The organism is Oceanicoccus sagamiensis, assembly GCF_002117105.1.
Classification (GTDB): Bacteria; Pseudomonadota; Gammaproteobacteria; order Pseudomonadales; family Dasaniaceae; genus Oceanicoccus; species Oceanicoccus sagamiensis.
Map to the genome: position 1 here is coordinate 3,154,420 of NZ_CP019343.1, position 24,040 is coordinate 3,178,459.

The window sequence follows — 24,040 nt, forward strand, 5'->3', positions numbered from 1 at the left end:
AGTTAAGCGTCTGGTGTTATTGTTTAATGATTGTTATATTATGGCATATATTGTGCCAATACAAGTGATTCCCTTTATGCCTTATATCAGTCAAAAACGCGTAGCGATCACCGGTGCCGCCGGAGGTTTTGGTCGAGCTATGGCCCTGCACTTTGCGTCACTGGGCTATAAAGTGGCAGTGGCTGATCTTAATAAGGAGATGGGTAAGGCTACCGTTGAAGCGATAATTGGTGCCGGTGGAGACGCTTTTTTCCAGTCTTGTAATGTCTGTGAAGAAGCCGATCTACAAGCGCTGCTGGCCAGTTGCCAGCAGCAGTGGGGCGGTGTGGATGTGCTGATTAATAATGCGGGTATTGCCTCCTCAGCCCCCATCCATAAAGAGTCCATGGAGAATTGGGAGAAATTATTCCAGGTTAATACCTTAGGTGTGGTACGCGGTTGCAAGGTCTTTACGCCAGCGTTTAAAGCCCAGGGCGGTGGTCATATTGTTAATATCGCGTCGATTGCCGGTATTAGCTGCACGCCGATGATGGCGGCCTATAACAGCAGCAAGGCAGCCGTTATTGCCTTATCAGAAACCCTGCGCTGGGAACTGAAGCGCTATCTTATTGGCGTGACTGTGGTTTGTCCGTCAATGTTCAAAACCGGTATTGTCGAAGGTTCCTTAACGGAAAATAACCATGCCAAAGCCTCAATGCAGGCCGTTGCTGAGCAGTCTTCGATCTCTGCAGAGGATATTGCCGTGATGGTTGCCAGAGCCGTAGAAAGAAATCAGTTTATGTTATTACCTCACAGATCGACTCATTGGCTATGGTGGCTAAAACGCCTGTCGCCGGATTTTTACCAGTGGTTCAGTGCCCGATAAGGGGGTTATCAATTTCTGGGTTGGCCAAAGATTTTTTGGCGCAGGGTCAGGGTGTTTTTTACCGTAGCAGCAGTGATGGGTAGTTGCAGTTGCTGATCAAGGCCTGAGTCAATCACCCCATCCTGATGCAGGCTGGCCAGGCCACCGGCCATGGCAAAGCACTGTTCAATACGCTGTTGTTGTTCTGGGTTTAATAAGGCAAATTCTCGCTGCAACTGCTGGCGGCACCAGACCCGGTAATGGGTGGTCACCGTGCCGGGAAATGCCAGGCTATTGCCTTGGTAATCAAAGCGTTGTTGGCCGTTGGCAAAGGCCATGGCGTTTTGATGCAGATAGGGTAAATAATCGTTGGCAATTCTTTCTAACAACGGTTGCCAATAGTCGGCTTCAGGCCAAACCCAACTAACGGTGTTGCTCAGTTTGCTGTGGTGACTATTCCAAAGCCTTGCCAACCATTCATAAGTATTGGGGCCGTGCCGGCGCATTACTTCGGCGGAAATGGGGTCATTACCAAAGTGCCGGAACATCGAAGCAAAATAACCAAAATCAGCAACGCTGGGATGGCTGCCAAGTATAAATGGTTGCTGTTCAAATAAGGGTTCCAGATATTCCAGTTCCCGAAATAACATATCCCTAACGGTATCACTATTGCTGCTATCGACGCCGTCCTTCCATAACCATTCATTAAGCTGGCGCCGGCCAAAGTAAAACCCCAGTGGTATGGCCAGCGGTTTGGCGACCATTTCCCCAGCTATACGCCGCCCTAAGGTGACTCTTGAGGCTTTGGGTACCCAGCGCCACCACATGGCCGGGCGCCATAACCATTCATCGGCATAGTCTTCCATTAACAGGGCGATAAATCGCAGGGCAGGGTCTTCGGGGAGTACGGAGCTGTTAGTGTGTTGTTTCTCTAACCACTGAATAGTGGGAGTGGTGTCATAGAGCCACTGACCGTTGGCCATTTCAATGGCCGGCATTTTAGCTGTGCCGGTTTTTTTACCGATCATGCGCAGGGTTTGTTGGTTGCAGTCTACCGTGGTATGGGGGATATCTTTATAGCGTAAATAGGCTTCCAGTTTTCCTGAGAAGTAAGAAATATCCGATTTATAAACGGTATAGGGCTTGGGCATGGTTTATCTTTTTTTACGTTTAACTGAGATAACAACCATAGCAGCTACTACTAGCAATAGTAAAAGTATTGCGTTCTGATTGACCTTGGTTTCTTTTAAACGTTTTATCAAGCCGTTACGGCCAGCCTGTTTGGTTTGGTTGTAATCCTCCGGTACGGGGATAACACCATTTTCCCGGGTATAGATTTCATACTCACTTAAAAGGTCAGAAAAAATAGCAGGGAATGTGCTTTCAATAGCCTGAGTTTCGCCGGGGTCTTTTACAAGGTGGTATAAATGCCAACGACTGTCGTTTTGGCTGCCCCGGTTATAGCTAATCTTATAATCGCCTTTAATTAAAGCGGCATTGCCGCCAATTTCATAGGCAATAATATCGGTGTCGCTATAGACTGTTTTTTTATTGTCGGTGATAAGCGGTACTAAATCTTTACCGGTTTGAGGCTCAATGGTTTTACCCTGGTATAGGCTGCCGGGGTGTTCGGTGCCTGCAATCGCTAAAATGGTAGGGGCTAAATCTTTAACAAAAGCTTTGCTGTGGCTGATCTGGCCTTGCAGCTGTTGCGCGAGTATCGGGCCGCTAATGATCATTGGGACTCGCATACCCCCTTCGCCGGAGTGAAACTTATAGTGCCCTAAAGGTGATGCTGCGGCGCTGGCAAAGCTAGTGCCAATAGTATTGTAGCTGTAGCGCTCTCCCAGTGTATCTATATCAGCGTTGTAGCCCAGCAAATGCTCTCTGATCAGGGGGAATAGTGCGCTCATTGTGGCAGGGTCAGAGGGTTCCGGTCCGTTATCGGAGGTAAAAATAATAACGGTGTTGTCATATTCTCCAATAGCTTTTAAATAGTTAAGCAAACGGCCGATATGAAAATCCATGGCGTCCACCATGCCGGCATAGACGGCCATGCGCTTGCTGTTATAGCGTTTTTCTTCGTCGCTTAAACCGTCCCAGTCTAGCGTAGTATTCATCGTTTTTATCGGTGCGTCCCTGGCTATCAGTCCTAAATCTTTAACTGCTTGCTCTCTCTGGGCTCGCAATGTACTCCAGCCAGACTGATAGGTATTGAGGTATTTTTCGGTATATTCCCTAGGTGCCTGCACCGGTATATGTACCGCTTGAAAAGCCAGATAGGAAAAAAACGGCTGTTTATCACCGCGGTGTTTTTCAATCTGCGCAATGGCTTTATCGACGATAAATTCAGAGGAATAAAAATCCTCTGGCAAGGTGATCTCCTTGCCATTTTCGAACCATAAGGTTTTCTGGTAGTTGGGTAAATAGGACTGTTGGGTCCAGTTATCACCGCCTGAAAAAGGCATCATAACGGTTTGTTCAAAACCGCGTTGGCTGGGCATTAACCCCGGGTCTTCATGGCCCAGATGCCACTTGCCGGTCATATTGGTGTGATAGCCGGCGTCTTTTAATAGCGTCGCAATAGTCACAACATTATGATTAAGCGTGCCGCGATAAAATGGGGAGTGGGACTGTGCGGGGGTTAGCGCCTCTGCGATATTGGCAACCCCGGCTCGGTGGCTATCTACGCCGGTCAGTAACATGGCCCGGGTTGGGGCGCAGCTGGCAGAGGTGTAATAACGGCTAAAACGTAAACCTTGCTGTGCCAGTTGATCGAGGTTTGGGGTGTTGATTTCACTGCCGTAGGGCGCGATATCGGAGTAGCCCAGATCATCGGCCAGGATAACGACGATATTAGGTTTCGCAGCAGAGGCCGTTACCCATGTTGAGAATAATAAGCTAGTCAGCGCTAGTAAAAACACAACAAGTTGTAGACTATTAAACCTTCGTCTATGCATAAAGACCTTCCAATTACTTATGTTATTCCCATGAAGGCGCATGGCGTATTGTAATGTTGGCGTGTTAAGCCAATGAGAGGTTTCGACATTCAACTAACGGTCAGGCAATTTATCTGAACATTGTAGGGTGGATTATAATCCACCAAGGCTCTGCCCGGGGCCGTTATCATCGGTGGATTATAATCCACCCTACGGGCTGTGTATAAAGAGCTCTTGTCATCGGCGCGATGGCGGAAATTATTGTCTCTCTGCAATAACCACCATCATCTTATGAGCAGCTTCCAAACCTGAATTTTGATTCTGTCCCGTTACAAAACGCTTTTCATCATCGACGGTTACATGGGTGGCAAACATATCAATAAAGGCTGTATTGCTCTCATAGATCACGCCGGCCTTGCGTAATTCCGTTTCCGGGTGAAGGGGCGTTACTGTAATACCAAGCTGTTTCAGTTGCTTATCCGTTACCCCGGTCATTTTGCGACCGGCAATTAACAATTTTCCGTTTTCATCTTTGGCTTGAATTAAGCCCAGTACGCCGTGACAAACGCCGCCAATCACCGGCATCTTATTAGCATTAAAATAAGCTTCGGAAATTTTTTCACCCAATACTTCGGATTGGCCTAAGTCATAGGCTGCGCCCCAACCACCGGAAAGAAAAATAATGTCGTACTGATTGAAGTCTATCTCGCCAATGTTGAGTGAGTTTTTAACCTTGGCTTGAAAAACAGAGTCTGCAAGATAGCGATCATCTTCCGGGCTGCGAATAGGGCGGGCAAAGGACTGTGGGTCAATAGGGATTTCCCCGCCTTGAATACTCGCTACATCCACTTTCATGCCGCCATCGGTAAAGGTGTAGTAAGGGTGGGTCATTTCTGAAGCGAAAACACCGGTAGCATCACCCGTGGTTTCACCGGGCGCATTTAACACGGCATGGCTAGTGGTAATAATTAATGCACGCTTACCCGGTAGCTCTGTAGTGGGCCCGTTATAAGCTGGGTGTATGCCTGCCTTATGTAACAGGGTTGGCAGGGCAATGGCGATCAGGATAACTAAAGCTACCAGTGCGATGCCGATTTTTTTTAGGGTGCTGGCCATAATAAACTCGCTTGCGGACAAGATAATGTATCGGCATAGATTATGACAAAACAGAGTGTTTGGGAAGTGTTATTTGTGTGAAAATAGCTATTATTGCGCGCTGGGGTTGCAGTTTTCTTCGCGATTTCTAAGCCAGCGATTCATGCTGGCATTCATCATTACCCGGTTCATGCCGCTGCTGCGGAAGTCTTTAAGAAAGGTGTTAATATCATCTAGTCGATGAATCAATTGAGAGTTTTTAGCCACGCCTAAATAGACCGAACCGATGGGCAAGGCCAGATCGGTGACTTGAATCGTTTGTGTGATACCCAGATGTTCAATCAGGGCGTTACCGAGAAGACGCCGTGTAACAACATAATCAATCTCCCCGCTATCCAGCGCTAAAATAGCCTCGTTATAGTTAAATTGCATATTTATCTCAGTATCAGGGCCTACTTTTTTTTGTAGCTCGATACGAACGGCGGGAGCCATACTGGGAAGTGAAACCACCCAGTAGCCTTCCATATCGTTTAAGGCTAACCAGGGTTTGGAGGTTGGCGGCAATACTTTTTTTGAGTAAATCGCCAGGCTGGATTTAATAAAAGGCTCACTAGCGTAAGTGAGTTGCTTATTTAAAAATTCAGTATTGGCGGTGGCAATAATATTAAAGTCGCCATTCTCTAGTGCTGCTGAGGTGGCGTCTAGTTGTTGCTCTTTCTCTGCGGTAATAATATGCCCCGCCAGTTCCATATTCATGCTTTTACTGAGTTGCCGATAAAGCAGGGCGGCATAGCCCTGGTTACTCCCCTTGCAGTCCTGCCACAAAATAGGTGGTAACGCTTCCTGGAAAGCAGAAATTCCGACCACCATCTGCTCGGCCGACACGATAAGACTATGGGTCGACAGCAGTAGGCTAAGTGCTATAAGTTTTAGCGTTTTTCGCATATAACTTATCCAGGTGGTTAGTGCTGATTATTATTAAATCAGGGTATAGGCTCTAATGTGCCGGCCTGATTGTCAACCATAAACTACTCAAGCAGGTTTAGCTTTTATCCAGCGCTACCATAAAACTTTCCTGGTTAACGCAGGCCAATAAATCACCGTTGGCCGAATAAAATAAACCCCGGCTATGGCCACGGCCATCTTGTGCTGCCGGGCTATCTTTAATATGAGCGGCCCAGTTATCCAGTTGGGCTTGCTGATAAAACCAAATACTATGATCAAGACTGGCCACTTTAAGCTTTTGTTGCTCACTAATGGTGTGGGGTCTAAGAGCGACTGTTGGCATATTCCAATCACTGCAATAGGCCAGTAATAAAGTGTGCTGCCACTGAGTTAATGCCGAGGTATCGTCTGTGGTTTTAAACCAGGTGATTTGTTCCGGTTTTAATTCGGCATCATGTTGATTGATCTCTTCGATGCGTACTTCCAATGCTGCATCGTCTGGCGTTTTATCTTTCGGTAAGGGTGTTGTGCGATCGATAAAGAAGCTGGCTTTATCCTCTGCTGGCAGACTTAGGGTTGGTACTTCACGCGTATGCTCAAAGCTAGGTTCGGGAAGATGGAAAGTGACCGTGGCAAAGAAAATAGTATTGCCTTGTTGTTCACAATATACATTAAAAACTTTAAATCGCCGGCCATCTTTTAAATTATCAACACGAATATCAATCTTTTCTTTAACGATGCCTGGCCGTAAAAATTGACCATGCAATGATTGCAGAGCGTAATTATCCGGGCAGCATTGTTTGCTGGCATCAATGGCTTGGGTGAGAATAAGGCCCCCATAAACATGGAAGTCATTGTTACTGGCCTCACCAGTAAACTGACGCTCACTGATTTTTGTGACTTGCAGTGCGTTGACCAGTTGATTAAGGGCGTTCATACAGTCATCGTCGTATCAATTGGGCCAATACAGGTAGGTGTCCCCTTCCTGATAGCTTTTGTTAGTTGGTTTATCGATTAGCTGCGGGGCGTTTAAGGCACTTTCCCATAATGATTCAGCCTGTTCAGCGTGGTGTGCATCCAGTAAGGCGGTAAGTTCAGCCGCTTTTTCTGGCTGCTGTGTTAACAGGTTATGTTGCTCTGTTGGGTCATTATTTAAATCAAATAAAAACACAATGGGGTCAGTGCCGGGTTTGTCGGATTGTTCAGCTCGAATCATTTTCCAGCCTTTATGCCAAACCGTTTGCTGATGACCAGTATGCCAGAACAAGGTTTTATGGGGGGCGCCGGTTTGCTCGCCTTTGATAAAGGGTAATAAGTTAACGCCGTCCAATTTGCGATCAGTAGGAACGCTGGCGCCAGCGGCTGCGGCAATAGTATGAAATAAATCGATATGGTGAATGGCCTCATCGGAGACAAGACCCGCTTCGATTTGTGCTGGCCACTTTGCCATAAAGGGCACATGGGTACCGCCTTCAAAGTGGGTGAGTTTCCAGCCACGATAGGGTTTATTGAGTTCGGGCAGGCCTAAATAACCGGCACCGCCATTGTCACTGGTAAAGATAATAAGGGTGTTATCACTCAAGCCATTTTCTTCCAGACTGGCTGCGATTTCTTCTACGCTTCTGTCCAGTGCACGGAGCATGGCAGCATAGGTTCTTAGCCGGTGATCTTTGATATGAGACAGCGCATCATAATCTTCTCGACTGGCTTGGACAGGATTATGTGGCCCCCAGTGTGCGAGGTATAAAAAGAACGGACGATTGCGGTTGGCTTCAATAACATCAATAGCAGCGTCGGTAAAATAATCGGTTAAATAGCCTTTGGGCTCAAAAGGTGTACTGTCATTCCATTGCACTTCATAGCTGCCCATTGCCCAGACCATATTGTCGATAGCATTGTTCGGGATTTTGGCATTGACCGCCTCTGGGTGGTCAGGGGGTAGATAGAATACCCCTTTCATATAGAGGCTATCGTCAAAGCCTTGATTTTCCGGCCGCATATCACCAATAGAGCCGAGATGCCATTTACCAATATGGGCAGTGTAATAACCTTGCTGTTGCAGCACTTCGCCAATGGTTATTTCTTCGCTGGGCATGCCGAGATCATCTATCGTTGGGAGGGCTGCAGCAATATCCATATTCACCAGTACGGGGGGAGTACTGGGGTTGAGTTCTTCCATCCAATTAAAAATACGCACGCCAGTTTTGAAAATAGGGGTGTATTCAAGGCCAAAGCGGGTGGAGTAGCGCCCGGTTAATAAGGAAGCGCGAGAAGTAGAGCAGACAGCATTGGCGGCATAGCCATTATTAAAGCGGATACCTTGCTGCGCCAGTTTGTCGATATTCGGTGTTTGCAAGCTGCCATCAGCGGCACCACCGTTGTACAGGGAAATATCATTAAAGCCCATATCATCGGTGAGGATCAGGATAATATTGGGTGGGCGTTCCGCGGCCGTTTGCGCGGCCGTCGCGGGTCCTTTTGGCCATACTACGGGTTTGTTAGGCTCTATAGTACTGGTCGCCGCCCTGATTTTTGGGCCAGCCCACAACAGCAGGTTAAGCCGGTTTTGCCAGCCCGCAAGCGCTACCGTTGCCAATACAAGAATAACAGCTAACAATTTTTTCATGGGGTCTCTCTGGGAAAATTAAACCAGTGCTATATGCAGCAGGCTGGCTAGCAAGGCTAGTATCAGTGCTACCAAAACTCTGGGGCTACCAATAAGCGTTGAAGGGGAGGCTGGAAAAGCGATAGTGCGTTCCAATGCTTGCAGTTTAAAATCGTGATGTTCACTACCGGCGGTTGCAATAACTATTTCGGCAAAGTCGCTACGGCTGCGATAACGCATTAAGCCGGCCATATCCCATTCTTCATCGACAGGTACGCCCAAAAATTCGATTTTTCCCGAGGCGGAAGAGGCAACGACAATAGGGTGGCCTGCCCGTTTTAACAGGCTTTTGCCAAACACTTGGTAGTATTGATTCAGTAGTTTGTAAGATTGCTTGCGCGGCCGTTTAAAGGTCAGCAGGTTAACCATGATAAATTCTTTGCCATCATCATTTTCGAGTAGCTGGCGAATATGGTTGCGATGGGTATCTGATGTCCAGTGGCCGCCGTGCTGGTCAAGCGCCTGGAGGGCTCTGGCTATCAGCTCTGGGCTGGCTTTGCGGCCAAAGCCTACATACCAAACCCAGAACAGAGCATAGAGAAAGACGCTACTTGCAATAATGATCAGTGACATCATGGTGGCTGGTAGTTACTCGTTAAGTAAAGAGACCATTAAACCTCGATTGGCGGACACTTTGTTATCCAGTAAGTCCAACCAGATTTGCTGCAAGTCCTCTGGATGTTTAATCCACTCAACGGTCATTAACTCTTTTAGCTCAACCGCCAGTTTTATACTGTGTTCCATCCCTTTCATCATGGTGGCGCCGGGGCCCCATTCCTTATCGCGGGTGCTGATATGGCCGGGAGCAAAGAAAAAGGTGGGTTTGGCGCCGGGTAATTGTTCCATTTTGCCACCGGCTTCCCAGTGGCTGGCGCCGACCATGGCACTTTCTACCATATTGTCACCCAAGTGATGGTGCAGGGTGCTGGTTAGCTGGATATTGCCTGACATATCTATATAGGCGGTTGGCAGGCTGTTATCGATTTGGTCTTCTTCGCCATAGACAATAACCTGATCACAGCAATTTAGATGGTCGACAAAGTCTTTATTGCCGGCTGAGGTTATACCCACGACTTTGATATTCAGTGCTGGGTCATCATGCAGTGATTTAGCCAAACCAAAACCGGTTTTTGAAGAAACCGAGCCGATAATGACTTGCTGGGCACCAAATAGTTGGTTGTAAACAAGGTAGTCGTATAAAACATAGGAGGTGGTAAATAGCGGTACTAATAGGCAGCGCTCATTTTCAAATTGCTGGGCAATGGCTGGTTCCGCCTGAGTGCGGCGGTAGGTGTTGTAGAGGCCAGGTAGTTGTCGGCGGTGTTCAGCGGTATCGAAAAATTGCTCTGCAATGACTTTACCGGGTTTAAGAGTGGTATGGCTGGCCATTGGGAAAAAGCCCCACAAACGCTCACCCACAGCAATCTCATCAGAGTTGGACTCGATGACATTGGCGCAGGCCCAGACCGGGACTTTACCCCAGTGGTTTTCCGCAGCTTCAGCATCGGTTGGGTAGAAGTTCCAATAGCCAATAGCATCGCCTGAGAGGGCATAGCTGACATTATTGGCGGTCAGGCCAAATTTATCGATGGCCACTAACACTTCGCCTTCACCTGCCACAGGGATGGCCTGCTTAACAATTTGGGTAGATCTAAAGTCTTTGCGATTAACGTGGAGTTCGGTAAGTTGAGTCATGGGTTATGGCCTGTTGATTATTGCTTATATATTGTCATCATATGTGACAATATATTTAAAAGCAACTATACTAGCCGGTAGAAAAGGTAAAAATTACACCGCTACATACAAAGCCTGCCAGCTTGTGTAAGATTGGCCATCCTATTGATTTTTAAGCACAATATTAGTAAGTATCGAAACGACAAAGCAGTGAGAAACTTGTGAGTGTAAGTAAAGTAGACGGACGTCAAAAGCGCAGTGAGCGCAGCCGCCAGCAAATAATCGATGCATTAATGACATTAATGCGCGGTGGCAATTATATTCCCACGGCCCAGCAAGTGGCTGACGAGGCTAATATTTCTATCCGTACGGTTTTTCGTCATTTTTCTGAAATGGATTTGCTATACGTCGAAATTGACCAGATGCTAAAACCCAGTTACCAGCGTTTTTTTGAAGCGCAGGATTATAACGGCACGCTGGAAGAGCGAGTCTATAAAGTCGTAGACGCCCGCATTAATTGTTATTTAGATACTTATTATCTGGAAAAGGCGACCCATGCTTTATTGTGGCGGTCTGCACCAATCCGGGAAATTTATCAGGCCAACCAGTTATTGCTGCGTAAAAACCTGATGAAAATGCTGCCCGAGCTTAAAAAGGGCAAAGCGGAAACCCGTGAATCGGTGGATGCGGTGACCTCCTTTGAATTTTATGAGCGTTTGCAAATGCATCAGGGGCTGTCTGAGAAAACGGCCAGGCAGCTGATTTACAATCTGGTACTGGATCTGGTATTGGATTTACTTAAAGATTAAATAAAGCCTCACAGCCAGTGCCCTCCAACAGACTTGTCACCCGCTGTTGATCCCCGGCATTAAGCGCTTGGTACTCGGCATTAATCCACTGCAAGCATTTACCCTGATAGGGGAAGCTCTGCTGTTGCCATTGCACCCCGTCAATATCCGTTTGCCACTGTTTTTCACCGGCCATTAGTGCCTTGGCATTAGCCAGCAAAGCGGGAACATAGGTTTTCCCAATTTCTTCAAGTAGGGCTTTTAGGGTGGGGGGCAAACGTTCAATCGCAGACCAGGGGCTGTCCTCAGGCGAGAGGCCTGAATGGTCTTCCATCATCTGTACCCAAACCACCGTTCTTGGTGACAGCTCTCTGGCAATAGCCGCGGGTGTGGGGTCCATGTCGACTAACTGGGTTAATTGGCCGTAAATGGCAAAATCACCCGAGCCAGGGCGTTGGCCTAGTAAAAACGGTAGCTGTTGAAAGTGAGCTTCCAGTAACCGTAGAAAACGTCGGTAACTGGCATCAATGGCTGATGCAGTTATATCGTTAGAGCCTACATAGGGCAGTCTGCCAATTTGTCGCTCAGAGAAAAACTGTTTTAACGGTAAGCGCTTATCTTCGGGCAAGCTAACACCACCGGTTAGTGGCAGTAATGAACCGGCATTATCGGCATCCTTTTCAAAATACCAGCGGTAGTGGAACATATATTTGGTGCACCACTCATCACCGAAGTCTTCCAGCAGAAAATTAATAAACGCAAGTGCAGGGTCATCGGGTATTACTGAGCGGCCTTCGACCATACTTTCCAGCCTTCGGATAATCGGGGTGGAGTCACAGACGGCTTCAGTGTCTCCCTGCTCATTATCAAACAGAAAGGTCGGTAAAAATATCGGTTTGGGTTTGGCTATGCCCATGGCGTCCAGCGTCGTGGCGGGGTCGCCCCAGATAACCTCATAGGGGATTTGTCGATAACGCAGCAGGGCCAGCATTTTCCGGGAATAGGGCGAATAGGGGTTGGCTACTATAGGCTGTCGTTTATAAGTCATCGTTTTATTCTTACCCGTTTGTGCTTATTTGTATTGTCATAATATATGTCATAATGTTACCTTTGCAAGCCTTAACCGGTCATCTGATGTCCTTGTCCATCAGAAAACCCTCACTATACTGAGCCAACTCAGGTCAAACCTCACAATTAAGGAGCAACCATGACGCAAGTAATCAAGGCTGACGCTATCGCCGAATATCAGGGTTATACCGCTGAGCCTACCCATTGGCATACGATTACCCAGGAACAAATCAATCAGTTTGCCGATTGTACGCTGGACCATCAATTTATCCACGTTGATCCTGAAGCGGCAAAAAATGGCCCCTTTGGTACTACCATCGCCCACGGTTTTCTTAGCTTGTCGATGTTGTCTCATTTTGCTGAGACCTACGGCACAGTGATTGATGGTGCACATACTTTTATTAACTATGGTTTCGATAAGATCCGTTTTTTAACACCGGTAAAAGTCGACAGCAAAATTCGCGCTAATGCCACGATTGTTTCGATTGATGAAAAGAACCCTGGCCAGTTTGTGGTGAAAACCAGTATTGCGATTGAGATTGAAGGCGAAGACAAGCCTGCTTTGATTGCTGAATGGGTCACCATGCAAATTTGCTAACACATTATTTTTAAATAGGTAGGTAAGGTTATGACAGTTAATTTTGATGGCCAAGTAGCAATTGTTACAGGCGCTGGTAATGGTTTAGGTCGTTCACATGCTCTGGAGCTGGCAGCTCGTGGTGCTAAAGTTGTGGTTAACGATCTTGGTGGCGCTCGCGATGGTAGCGGCGGAGGTTCTGAAGCAGCATTAGAAGTTGTTGCTGCGATTGAAGCCAATGGCGGTGAAGCGATTGCTCACGGTGCCAATGTCGCCAAGTTCGATGAAGTCGAAGATATGGTCAAACAGGCGATGGATAAGTGGGGCCGTGTTGATATCTTAATTAACAATGCCGGTATCTTGCGTGATAAATCTTTTTCAAAAATGGATTTAGATGATTTCCGTTTAGTGATGGATGTTCACCTAATGGGTTCGGTTAACTGTACTAAAGCCGTTTGGGAAATCATGAAAGAGCAAGGTTATGGCCGTATCGTGATGACGACTTCCTCTAGCGGTATGTATGGCAATTTTGGTCAAACTAACTATGGTGCAGCCAAAATGGCAGTACTGGGTTTGATGAACACTTTAGTGTTGGAAGGTTTTAAATACGATATTCGTGTTAATGCCCTGGCCCCAACGGCGGGTACTCGTATGACTGAAGACCTAATGCCTCCTGAAGTGTTAGAGATGCTAACCCCTGAAGCGGTAACAGCAGGTGCATTAACCCTTTGTCATAAAGACGCGCCAAACCGCATGATTCTTTGCGCGGGTGCCGGTGGTTATGCCAGCACACGTTTATTTGAAACGGACGGTACGTTTATCCCGGCTGAAGACCAGACCCCTGAAAAGGTACTGGAAAACTGGGCTGAAGTGACCAATACCGCTAATCAGTCTGAGCTGGAGTCTGGCCTTAAACAGTCAGAAAAATTCCTGGGTAAAGCTTTTGCCCACGTTCAGTCACAATCGTAAATTAATCCGGAGTTATTAATCATGAAAGAAGCCGTTATTGTTTCAGCCGCGCGTACCCCAATTGGTAAAGCTTACCGGGGCGCTTTTAATAATCTGGAAGCTCCGTCACTCACTTCCTACGCCATAGAAGCTGCGGTACAGCGTTCGGGTGTGGATGCTGCCGAATTGGAAGATTGTATTATGGGTGCTGCTTTGCAACAGGGCACCACAGGTTTTAATCTGGGTCGCCAGGCAGCTATGGCTGCAGGCCTGCCAGTTTCTGTTTCCGGTATGACCATTGATCGTCAGTGTTCTTCCGGTTTAATGGCTATTGCTACCGGCGCAAAACAAATTGTTATGGATGGTATGCAGACCTTGGTAGCTGGCGGTTGTGAATCTATCAGCCTGGTACAAAACGATAAAATGAATGCGCATAAAATGGTTGACCCTAAAGCGATTGCCAATGCGCCAAATATCCATATGCCAATGCTGGATACTGCTGAAGTAGTAGCCAACCGTTATAACGTTTCTCGTGATGCGCAGGACGAATACGCACTGCAATCTCAACAGCGTACTGCCGCAGCGCAGGAAGCGGGTAAGTTTGCCGATGAGATTGTGCCCGTGACTGCCACCAAGTTGGTGATGAATAAAGAAACCGGTGAGGTTGGCGAAGAGCAGGTGACTTTATCGTTGGATGAGGGCAACCGTCCTTCAACGACATTGGAGTCATTAAATGGCCTTAACCCGGTTCGTGATGGTGGTTTTATCACTGCGGGTAATGCGTCGCAATTATCTGACGGTGCAGCGGCTGTTGTGATGATGGATAGCAAATTGGCTGAACAGCGTAACCTTGAACCGCTGGGTGTATATCGCGGTATGGCTATGGCCGGTTGTGAGCCTGATGAAATGGGTATTGGCCCTGTGTTTGCTATTCCAAAACTATTAGAGCGCAATGGCCTTGGCATGGACGATATCGGTGTTTGGGAATTGAATGAAGCGTTTGCCGTGCAGGTACTTTACTGCCGCGACAAATTGGGTATTCCCAATGAAAAACTGAATGTTAATGGTGGCGCTATTTCTATTGGCCACCCTTACGGTATGAGCGGTGCTCGTATGGTAATGCACGCCATGATGGAAGCTAAACGTCGCGGCGAAAAGTACGCTGTTATCACCATGTGTGTTGGCGGTGGTATGGGCGCTGCTGGCTTGTTTGAAGTTTTCTAACTGTTATCAGTGTTTATGCCAAAAAGGTCTCATTATTGAGGCCTTTTTTCTTGCTTCTCAGGCTGGCCCCGTTAAGGTTAGCCAATCCTTTAATAAGAGAGATAAATAATGACTGATTCTGAAAAGTTCGATCTTGTTGTTTACGGAGCTACCGGTTTTACAGGTCGTTTAATTTGCGAACACTTAAATACAAGCTATGGCCTTAACGGTGAAGTTAATTGGGCAATGGCTGGGCGCAGCCAGTCAAAGCTTGAGCAAGTGCGTGATGAGTTGGGTTTGGATAATTCAGTAGCCCTATTGGTGGCCGATACCTCGGACCAAACCTCCGTGAATAAGCTTGTAGCCAGTACCCGTGTATTAATCAGTGCCGTGGGGCCGTATCAGCAATATGGTTCTGATGTCGTCAAAGCCTGTGCTGAAAATGGTACTGACTATGTTGATCTGTGTGGCGAGCCCGCATGGATGCATGAAATGATTGGCAAGTATGATGAGTTGGCTAAAAGCAATGGTGCCAGAATTGTATTTTCCTGTGGTTTTGATTCTATTCCTTTTGATATGGGCGTTTACTTTTTACAACAAGCCGCTCAGGAAAAACTCGGTGGCCCTGTGCCTCGGATTAAGTGCCGCGTGCGTGATATGAATGGTATGGCCTCAGGCGGTACGGTTGCCAGTTTTATGGCGACTATGGCGGCAGCTAAAGAGTCGCCGGAGCTAGTCAGTATTTTAGCTAACCCTTTTGCTTTAACGGGTGATTTTACCGGCCCCGAACAACCTGCCGGCGATAAGCCTATTTTTGAAGATGATATTAATAGTTGGTCTGGCCCTTTTATTATGGCCACCATTAATACCAAAAATGTTCATCGCTCGAATTTCTTATTGGGTCATCAATACGGTGAGGGCCTGGTCTATGACGAAATGGTGTCAATGGGGTCAGGTAAAGAGCCGGCAAGCCTTGGCGAAGGTATGGGCTTTGATATGTCCCTAAAGCCTGGTGAGGGCCCCAGCAAAGAGCAGCGTGAAGCGGGTTATTACGATATTGTGTTTTATGGCACCGCCAGCGACGGCCAAACCATTCAGGCCTCTGTCAAAGGTGACCTGGACCCAGGTTATGGCTCTACCTCAAAAATGATTGCTGAGGCGGGTATCTGTCTATTACAAAACACCACCACTGCTGGTGGCTGCCTAACCTCAGCGCCAGCCATGGGCGCTGCTTTGATCGAGCGTTTACAAAGCAAAGCAGGACTTGTTTTCGCTCTGGAACAGTAACCTGCGTAGGGTGGATTATAATCCACCATCCATGCCGGATTATAATCCGGCCTACAAATTACTTACCGGACAAGGAATGTCATGGTAAGTCCCCTCCAGTCATTGAATAATCCAAACACTGAATAATTAGCCGTTGTGGAGAAAAGCTTATGGTAGCCCCAGTCCTTGATCGTCGTGATCTCGAATTTATGATCTATGAATTATTCGATGCCGAAGGCTTAACAACACGTCCACGCTACGAAGATCATAACCGCGAAAGCTTTGATGCGGCGATTGATACCGCCAAGGCGTTGGCTGAAAAATACCTGTTACCCAACCGCCTTAAAGTTGATCAAAACCAGCCTACCTTTGACGGTGTTAAGGTTGATATGCCTGCTGAAATTAAAATCGCCTGTGATGCTATCGCAGAAGCGGGGTTGATTTCTCCCAGCGCCGATTTTGAATCCGGTGGTATGCAGTTGCCAGCGATTGTAGCTTCCGCCGCCTGTGGTTATTTAACGGCTGCCGGTAGTACTGTTGCCGGTTATGCCGGTTTAAGTAATGCTAATGCAAACCTGATTGATGCTCATGGCACCGAAGAGCAAAAGCGTAAATGGGTTGACCCAATGCGTGTTGGTCGTTTTGCAGGCACTATGGCAATGAGTGAGCCTAATGCCGGTTCTGGTCTTGCAGACTTAACCACAACGGCTGAGAAAAATGAGCAAGGTGATTATTTAGTTACCGGTAATAAAATCTGGATTTCCGGTGGTGATCACGACCTGAATGAAAATATTGTTCATCTGGTGTTAGCCAGAGTTAAAGGTGCGCCAAAAGGTGTTAAAGGTATTTCTTTATTTATCGTTCCTAAGTTTTTAGTCAATGATGATGGCTCTTTAGGTGAGCGTAATGATGTCCAGTTGGCGGGACTGTTTCATAAGATGGGTGGCCGTGGACAAACTTCAACGGCATTAAGCTTTGGCGAAAAAGGCGGTGCTGTCGGTTATTTGGTCGGCGAAGAAAATAAAGGCCTGAGCTATATGTTCCATATGATGAACGAAGCTCGCGTTATGGTAGGCACCAGTGCGGCACTAACTGCCTTAACTGGTTACCAGTATTCATTAGATTATGCCAAAGAGCGACCACAGGGCCGCTTGCCTTCGGCAAAAGACCCCAATTCAGCCCCGGTTAATATTATTGAACACGCTGATGTTAAGCGTATGTTGCTTGCACAAAAAGCCTACGGTGAAGGTGCTTTGGCACTCTGCCTAATGGGTGCCCAGTTAGCGGATGATGAGAAAACCGCCGAGACTGAAGAAGAGCGCAAGCAAGCGCATTTGTTATTGGACTTCTTAACCCCAATGATTAAAACCTGGCCTTCCGAATATGGCCCTAAAGCCAATAGCCTTGCTATTCAGGTATTGGGTGGTTCAGGCTATGTTAATGAACATCCGGTTGAAATGTTTTATCGTGATAACCGTTTAAACCCAATTCATGAGGGTACTACCGGTATTCAATCCATCGATTTGTTGGCCCGTAAAGTACCGATGAAAAATATGGCGGGTTATCAGGCTGCATTGGCTGCGATGGCTGACACTATTGCGCAGGCCAGAGGCGATGAAGCTTTATTGTCTTATGCCGATGAGTTGGAAGCCGCTATTGCCACGCTTAAAACCACCACAGAAAAATTGTTAGGCGCGATGATGGAGCAGGATATCGATCTGGCTTTATCTAACTCGGTCAAATATCTCGAGTTGTTTGGCAATGTAGTGATTGCCTGGATGTGGTTAAAGCAGGGCATTGTGGCCAGTGCCGCCTTGGCCAAGCAGCCTCATGAAAGCGATGAAAATTTCTACCGTGGCAAGCTACACGCTATGCGTTACTTCTTTAAATTTGAATTACCTGAAATCAATGCCTGGGCTGCGTTGCTGCAATCTATTGATAGCACCAGCCATGAGATGAATATCAACTGGTTTTAATTGTCGGTTTAACAAGAGCATATTATGAAAGATTTATTTTCAGTGGCGGGTAAAGTCGCTTTGGTTACTGGTGGTTCTCGTGGTATTGGTGCAATGATTGCTCGGGGTCTGGTAGAGAATGGTGCCAGAGTATATATTACCGCCCGTAAAGAAGAAGAGTTAACAGCAACCGCAGAGAGTCTGTCTGCATTGGGAGAGTGTATTGCTATCCCCGGCGATATTTCTACCGTGTCCGGCCTTGAGATGTTAGTCGCTGTTATTGCAGAGCGCGAAAGCCAACTGGATATTCTGGTTAATAACGCCGGCGCCACCTGGGGCGAAACTATTGACGCTTTCCCTGAAACAGGCTGGGATAAGGTGATGGATCTGAATGTTAAATCGCCTTTCTTTTTAATTCAGAAGTGTCTGCCTTTATTACGTGTATCGGCCAATGCCGAAGATCCGGCCCGTATTATTAATATCGCTTCTATTAACGGTATTACTTATCCAGGTATGCCAAATTACTCTTACTCGGCGAGTAAGGCTGCCATGATACAAATGACCAGCCATTTAGCAGTTGATTTGGTTAAAGAGCATATCAATGTGAATGCCATTGCACCGGGACTGTTCCCCAGTAAAATGACGGCTTTTGCTGTCGATGGTCAGGAAGAAGCCGTTGGCGCGACTATTCCTCGCGGCCGTATAGGCAGCCCTGAAGATGCTGCTGGTACCGTGATCTACCTCTCTTCACGAGCTTCGGCTTGGGTTGTGGGCCATACACTGGCGCTGGATGGCGGTATGATTGCAGCGGCAGGCTAGGCTTCTACAATAACCGGAAATAAACATCATGCGTTGGTTAAAACGGCTGCTATTTATTGTTTTTATTTTAGTCTTGGTAGCTGTCGGGCTGTTTTTCTATTTTCTCTATGTGCCAGCAGTGGAAAAGCCCAGCCTTGCTGGAAACTTTGCCACTGACAAGCTGGTGGTAGATGACAACGAGCGTAGTTTCTCCTGGTATACACCAGCTAATAAAGCTAACAAGCCCGCGTTAATCTTTTTTCTGCATGGCTCCAATAATAGTGCCGATATTATCCGTATGGCCACAGCCTATGAATTTGACCAGTTAGCCGAGCAGCACGGCTATATTATGGTCTATCCACAAGGGTATAAAAAACACTGGAATGATTGCCGGGGCTCGGCAAGCTATGCTGCCAATACGGACAATATCGACGATATCGCATTCTTTAAGGCGATGATTAATTACTTTGTCGACAAGGCTTCGATTGATCGTGAGCAGGTTTTTGTGGCCGGTATTTCTAACGGTGGCCAGCTGGCCTATAAGCTGGCCTTTGAATCCCCGGAATCCGTTACGGCGATAGCCACGTTTGCCGCCAACCTCCCCGAACAGAGTAACCTGGATTGCAGTCAGTCTGGCCAGCCAATATCCGTGGCTATTTTTAATGGCACTGAAGATGCCATCAACCCCTATAACGGTGGTCTGGTTGACCTGTTTGGCGATACCAGCCGTGGCGTTGTGTTATCAACCCGTGAAACCGTTGATTACTGGCTGCGCCTCGCGGGTATCACTTCAGCAGCGCAAGAAAAAACACTGCCTGAGCGGGATGGTTTAGCTCATACCTCGGTGATTGAACAGCGCTGGCAAAATAACGAAGGTATTCAAGTCCGCTTTTATAGCCTTCAGGGCTCAGGCCATGTCATGCCCTCAACGATTACCCGTGCCCCCAGAATCCTCGGTGAGAAATCCGGGGATATTTCAGGCGCAGAGGAAATTATCGACTTCTTTCTCAATCAATCGGAATAGCCGTTTCCGACTTTACCTCATTGATCACCACATAAGTATGGGTTTGGGCAATACCCGGTGTGGTGGCCAGTTGTTCGCCTAAAAAGCGTTGGTAATCCTGCATATCCTTAACCCGGATTTTAATTAGATAATCAAAACCCCCCGCTACCATTTGGCATTCCTGTACCTCAGGCATCGCCCGCATATATTGGTCGAACTCTTGCAGTGCTTCGGTGGTGGTGCTGTTAAGGGATATTTCGATATAAGCGCAGAGCTTCTTTTCTAATTTAATGGGGTCTAGCAGGGCAATATAGTGGCTGATAAAACCGTCCGCTTCTAAACGCTTAACACGTTCAAGGCAGGGCGTGGGGCTTAAATTAGCGTGGCGGGAGAGCTCGACGTTTGAGATGCGACCGTGTTGTTGCAGTTTATCCAGAATACGACGATCAGTGCGATCCAGCTGGGCCAGAGTTCTGCTCATGGGGGCTCCTTTCATAAAGCATAAAATATATTTAATTAAGCTTAATCCAGGTTTTAATATCGTATTAACTCGATATTTGAAGGCTAATATTGCAGCTACCTAGGCAAAATGCAAATTTAATAAAGCTGCATTGGAGCCCCTTACTATGACACTAGCTGCCTTACGCCATCAGATTCGCCAGTTAACCCATCAAGACGAGCATCAGGCGGTGGAATACTTACTGGCTATTGCCAGTACTGACGAGGTAAGCCGTGAACAGATATTATCGCAATCGCGAGACTTGGTCAGTCAGTGTCGCAGTGATAAATCGGGCAAGGGCACCATGGATGCGTTTTTACAGGAGTTTGGCCTGTCCAATAAAGAAGGTGTCGCTCTAATGTGTTTGGCCGAGGCTTTATTGCGGGTGCCTGATGGCATTACCGCCGACCGCTTAATTGCTGAAAAAATCAGCCAGGGTAATTGGTCTTGCCACCGCGGCAAGTCAGACTCTCTATTTGTGAATGCCTCCACTTGGGGCTTAATGCTAACCGGGAAAATAGTCGCTCTGGATACGGAGATTACCCAACAAACTGATAGTTGGGTGACTCAATTGGTTAGCAAGGTCAGTGAACCTGTTGTGCGCAGGGCGGTATTGCAAGCCATGAGGATTATGGGCGGGCAATATGTATTGGGCCGCACGATTGATGAAGGTATGCAGCGCGGTGTTAAAGAAAACCCTGCAAGGACACGCTTTTCTTTTGATATGTTGGGGGAGGGCGCGCGGACTGAGGCGGATGCAGAGAACTATTATCAGGCTTACTATCAGGCGATTAGCCGCATTGGTAAAAACAACGCTAAGACGACGGTAGTGGGTGCCAATGGTATTTCCGTAAAACTCTCAGCGCTTTATTGCCGCTATCACTATTCGCACCAGAACGGTGTTATGTCCGTATTGCTACCGCGTATCAAAGCCTTATGTCTATGTGCAAAAGAGTATGGTTTAGGCCTAAGTATTGATGCAGAAGAGTCAGAGCGTTTAGATATGTCTCTGGATATTTTTGCATCGCTGGCCGAGGATAAAGAACTCGCTGACTGGGAGGGTTTGGGTTTTGTATTACAGGCCTATCAAAAACGCGCGCCGGCGGTGGCTGATTGGTTAATTGCCCTGGGGCAGGAAAGCGGGCGTCGTTTAATGGTGCGTCTGGTTAAAGGGGCTTATTGGGATGCGGAAATTAAACATGCTCAGGAACAGGGGTTTAAAGATTACCCCGTCTTTACCCGTAAGGCCAATACCGATTTATGTTATCAGGTTTGTGCTGAAAAATTATTAGCAGCCACAGAGGCTATCTATCCGCAATTTGCTACCCATAATGCCTATACCGTATGCCTGGTGTTGGCGATAGCTAAAGGCAAAGACTTTGAGTTTCAGCGCCTGCATGGGATGGGAGAATTGCTCTATAAGCATCTCGAGCTGACTGCTAAGCCTGCGCCATTACGGGTATATGCTCCGATTGGCCAGCACCAGGATTTATTGCCCTATTTAGTCCGTCGCCTATTGGAAAACGGTGCCAATAGTTCTTTTGTAAACCGTTTTTTAGATCGGCAAACCCCAGTAGAAGCATTATTAGATGATGTCTATACCCAGGTGCTGCAATACCGACCCTACCGCCATCCCAATATTCCTTTGCCGCCAGGTATTTATCGGGCGGCCGGAGATAAGCGGGATAATGCCAAAGGGATTGACCTGGATAACCCTATTGCGGTGGAACGCTTGCTGACCGTGATTAATACAGACAACAGCGACCGGCAAGCCAGCGCTATTGTCGGTGGTGAGCAATGTGGCGGCGTATTTGAAGAAGTGGTTTCTCCGGCAGATAGACACCGTGTCGTCGGTCATATTGCTGAAGCACAAGATAAGGATGTGCAGCGCGCTTTACTGTTAGCCCATACTGCGCAACCGGATTGGCAGGGTCTGAGCGGAGAGTTTAGAGCGGTTATTCTGGAGCGGATGGGGGATATCTTAGAGCAGCACACTGAAGAATTAATGGCCATTATCGTTGCCGAAGCAGGGCGTACTATTGCTGATGCCTTATCAGAAGTCCGAGAGGCAGTAGATTTTTGTCGTTATTATGCACAGTCAGCCAGATATTATTTTTCTGGCCATAGCAATTCATTAACCGCATGCGGTACGTTTTTATGTATTAGCCCGTGGAATTTCCCTTTAGCGATTTTTACCGGTCAGATTGCCGCCGCTTTAGCAGCGGGTAATAGCGTGCTGGCAAAACCTGCCGAGCAAACCCCCTTGGTGGCAGCCAGAGCTGTGGCTTTATTTCACAGTGTGGGAGTGCCGGTTGATAATTTACATCTACTACCCGGCGATGGTGCCCGTATCGGCGCGACGTTATTATCCGACCCACGTCTATCCGGCGTAGCCTTTACTGGTTCAACAGAAACCGCACAGATTATTTCTCGGCAATTAGCGTTACGTGAGGGTAACCCCGTGCCATTAATTGCTGAAACCGGTGGCCAGAATGCCATGATTGTTGACTCAACTGCGCTACCAGAACAGGTCGTTGATGATGTGATTGCCTCAGCATTTTTAAGTGCAGGCCAGCGTTGTTCGGCACTGCGTGTGCTCTATATACAGGAGGATATTGCCGATAAAGTCTTATCCATGTTGGCCGGTGCTATGGATGCTTTAAGCCTGGGTGATCCGGCTAAGTTATCAACGGATATTGGCCCAGTGATTGATAAAGAGGCTTTGCAAGGTTTGCAGAGCCATATAAAACATCTGCATAAAACCGCCAGATTTATTGCTACCGTCACTGTAGAAGGGGAGCAAGCTTTGGCGGGATATTTTTTCGCGCCCCATGTCTTTGAAATTCAATCCTTAAACGAACTGCCCCGGGAAGTCTTTGGGCCTGTACTACATGTGGTTCGTTATCGTGCCTGTGATTTAAAGCAAGTCCTGGATGAAATTAATCAAAGTGGTTATGGCTTGACGCTGGGGGTGCATAGTCGGATTGAAGCAGTAGCGGAGTATATTTACCGGCAGACAAGGGTAGGTAATACCTATATCAACCGCAATACGGTGGGGGCTGTCGTGGGTGTTAATCCATTCGGTGGTCATGGTTTGTCGGGTACTGGGCCAAAAGCTGGCGGGCCCTATTATTTATTGCGGTTTGCCAATACAGTGCCGGATGATAAGGGAGGTGCTGTTGATGAGGATGCAGTACAGGTATGTCAAAAGCTGATTGCTTTATCCGAGCAGTATTTACAGCACTCCGAGCTACTGCCTGGCCCTACCGGCGAAGAGAATAGACTTACTTTATACGGCCGTGGACGTATTGTTTGTGTTGTTCGCGATGCCTATACAGACGCCAATATAGCTCAGTTGCTTGCTTTGCCTCTGCTAGCTGGCTGCTCGGTACAGGTGGCGGCTGAACCGGCTAGTCGGGCTAAAGTAACTCGCATAATCAAACATGTTAAAAATACGGTGTTAGACTTTATTAGTCTTTCAGAGCTTGAGGATTGCCTGGTCAGTGCAGAAATTGCTGGTGTCAGCCTGTTATATGATGACCCGGACTTGGCCTTGGTAAAACAGCGATTAGCTGCTCGTCAAGGGGCTCTTTTACCGCTGGTTGTGTTACCGAGCCATACTCAGTGGATAAATAATAAGTATCAATCTTTAGCCTTGTTGATGCGTTTTGTTATCGAGAAAACAAGAACGGAAAATTTAGTGGCAAGAGGCGGGAATACTCAGTTATTTAATTTAACTGAGTAGTTGTAATCGTGATGAGTAAGACTTAAAG

The 24,040-nt window shown here is 47.3% G+C and carries 20 protein-coding genes; 10 read left to right on the top strand and 10 right to left on the bottom strand.

What is annotated here, in order from left to right:
- Positions 1-52 precede the first annotated feature (52 nt).
- The gene (locus BST96_RS14505) at positions 53-865 is read left to right on the top strand and encodes an SDR family oxidoreductase (protein WP_169714009.1); all 813 of its coding nucleotides are present in this window, start codon (positions 53-55) and stop codon (positions 863-865) included.
- Positions 866-873: 8 nt separating this feature from the next.
- Here the strand turns inward: BST96_RS14505 and BST96_RS14510 are convergent, their stop codons facing one another.
- From BST96_RS14510 to BST96_RS14545, 8 genes are all read right to left on the bottom strand, one after another.
- Positions 874-1,995 carry a glutathione S-transferase family protein gene (locus BST96_RS14510; RefSeq protein ID WP_085759399.1) on the bottom strand — a complete coding sequence of 374 codons (1,122 nt, stop codon included), beginning with the start codon at positions 1,993-1,995 and terminating at the stop codon, positions 874-876.
- 3 nt (positions 1,996-1,998) lie between these two features.
- The gene (locus tag BST96_RS14515) at positions 1,999-3,804 is read right to left on the bottom strand and encodes an arylsulfatase (protein WP_085759400.1); all 1,806 of its coding nucleotides are present in this window, start codon (positions 3,802-3,804) and stop codon (positions 1,999-2,001) included.
- A 237-nt stretch (positions 3,805-4,041) separates the two neighbouring features.
- Positions 4,042-4,899 carry a type 1 glutamine amidotransferase domain-containing protein gene (locus tag BST96_RS14520; RefSeq protein WP_085759401.1) on the bottom strand — a complete coding sequence of 286 codons (858 nt, stop codon included), beginning with the start codon at positions 4,897-4,899 and terminating at the stop codon, positions 4,042-4,044.
- A gap of 90 nt (positions 4,900-4,989) precedes the next feature.
- Positions 4,990-5,823 (bottom strand): substrate-binding periplasmic protein, encoded by an 834-nt coding sequence (locus BST96_RS14525; RefSeq protein WP_085759402.1) that lies wholly within the window; start codon positions 5,821-5,823, stop codon positions 4,990-4,992.
- 97 nt (positions 5,824-5,920) lie between these two features.
- Positions 5,921-6,760 (bottom strand): acyl-CoA thioesterase, encoded by an 840-nt coding sequence (locus tag BST96_RS14530; RefSeq protein ID WP_085759403.1) that lies wholly within the window; start codon positions 6,758-6,760, stop codon positions 5,921-5,923.
- Between the two features lie 15 nt (positions 6,761-6,775).
- Complete coding sequence (locus tag BST96_RS14535; protein WP_085759404.1) at positions 6,776-8,449, bottom strand: sulfatase-like hydrolase/transferase; 1,674 nt, start codon at positions 8,447-8,449, stop codon at positions 6,776-6,778.
- An 18-nt stretch (positions 8,450-8,467) separates the two neighbouring features.
- On the bottom strand, positions 8,468-9,064 hold the full coding sequence (locus BST96_RS14540) for a hypothetical protein (RefSeq protein ID WP_157117968.1): 597 nt from the start codon (positions 9,062-9,064) through the stop codon (positions 8,468-8,470).
- 12 nt (positions 9,065-9,076) lie between these two features.
- On the bottom strand, positions 9,077-10,183 hold the full coding sequence (locus tag BST96_RS14545; protein WP_085759406.1) for a DUF2855 family protein: 1,107 nt from the start codon (positions 10,181-10,183) through the stop codon (positions 9,077-9,079).
- 200 nt (positions 10,184-10,383) lie between these two features.
- Between BST96_RS14545 and BST96_RS14550 the strand changes: the two genes are divergently transcribed.
- The gene (locus BST96_RS14550) at positions 10,384-10,971 is read left to right on the top strand and encodes a TetR/AcrR family transcriptional regulator (RefSeq protein WP_085759407.1); all 588 of its coding nucleotides are present in this window, start codon (positions 10,384-10,386) and stop codon (positions 10,969-10,971) included.
- Here BST96_RS14550 and BST96_RS14555 read toward each other — a convergent pair.
- The gene (locus tag BST96_RS14555) at positions 10,961-11,998 is read right to left on the bottom strand and encodes a glutathione S-transferase N-terminal domain-containing protein (RefSeq protein ID WP_085759408.1); all 1,038 of its coding nucleotides are present in this window, start codon (positions 11,996-11,998) and stop codon (positions 10,961-10,963) included. The genes BST96_RS14550 and BST96_RS14555 overlap by 11 nt on opposite strands.
- Positions 11,999-12,157: 159 nt before the next feature.
- On the opposite strand from BST96_RS14555, the gene BST96_RS14560 reads away from it, so the two are divergent.
- The 7 genes from BST96_RS14560 to BST96_RS14590 all read left to right on the top strand — a co-directional run bounded on the left by BST96_RS14560 (position 12,158) and on the right by BST96_RS14590 (position 19,789).
- On the top strand, positions 12,158-12,616 hold the full coding sequence (locus BST96_RS14560; RefSeq protein ID WP_085759409.1) for a MaoC family dehydratase: 459 nt from the start codon (positions 12,158-12,160) through the stop codon (positions 12,614-12,616).
- 30 nt (positions 12,617-12,646) lie between these two features.
- Positions 12,647-13,564 carry an SDR family NAD(P)-dependent oxidoreductase gene (locus BST96_RS14565; RefSeq protein WP_085759410.1) on the top strand — a complete coding sequence of 306 codons (918 nt, stop codon included), beginning with the start codon at positions 12,647-12,649 and terminating at the stop codon, positions 13,562-13,564.
- Between the two features lie 21 nt (positions 13,565-13,585).
- Positions 13,586-14,767 (top strand): acetyl-CoA C-acyltransferase, encoded by a 1,182-nt coding sequence (locus BST96_RS14570; protein WP_085759411.1) that lies wholly within the window; start codon positions 13,586-13,588, stop codon positions 14,765-14,767.
- A 108-nt stretch (positions 14,768-14,875) separates the two neighbouring features.
- Positions 14,876-16,033, top strand: a complete 1,158-nt coding sequence (locus BST96_RS14575) for a saccharopine dehydrogenase family protein (RefSeq protein ID WP_085759412.1) — start codon at positions 14,876-14,878, stop codon at positions 16,031-16,033.
- Between the two features lie 149 nt (positions 16,034-16,182).
- Entirely contained in the window at positions 16,183-17,988 is a 1,806-nt protein-coding gene (locus BST96_RS14580; protein WP_085759413.1) for an acyl-CoA dehydrogenase, read from the top strand.
- A gap of 24 nt (positions 17,989-18,012) precedes the next feature.
- The gene (locus BST96_RS14585) at positions 18,013-18,786 is read left to right on the top strand and encodes an SDR family NAD(P)-dependent oxidoreductase (protein ID WP_085759414.1); all 774 of its coding nucleotides are present in this window, start codon (positions 18,013-18,015) and stop codon (positions 18,784-18,786) included.
- A 28-nt stretch (positions 18,787-18,814) separates the two neighbouring features.
- Positions 18,815-19,789 (top strand): CE1 family esterase, encoded by a 975-nt coding sequence (locus BST96_RS14590; RefSeq protein ID WP_085759415.1) that lies wholly within the window; start codon positions 18,815-18,817, stop codon positions 19,787-19,789.
- Here BST96_RS14590 and BST96_RS14595 read toward each other — a convergent pair.
- A complete protein-coding gene (locus tag BST96_RS14595) occupies positions 19,773-20,249 on the bottom strand; it encodes an Lrp/AsnC ligand binding domain-containing protein (protein ID WP_085759416.1) in 477 nt (158 codons plus the stop codon). The genes BST96_RS14590 and BST96_RS14595 overlap by 17 nt on opposite strands.
- A gap of 145 nt (positions 20,250-20,394) precedes the next feature.
- Between BST96_RS14595 and putA the strand changes: the two genes are divergently transcribed.
- Positions 20,395-24,012 carry a bifunctional proline dehydrogenase/L-glutamate gamma-semialdehyde dehydrogenase PutA gene (gene putA, locus BST96_RS14600; protein ID WP_085759417.1) on the top strand — a complete coding sequence of 1,206 codons (3,618 nt, stop codon included), beginning with the start codon at positions 20,395-20,397 and terminating at the stop codon, positions 24,010-24,012.
- Positions 24,013-24,040 lie beyond the last annotated feature (28 nt).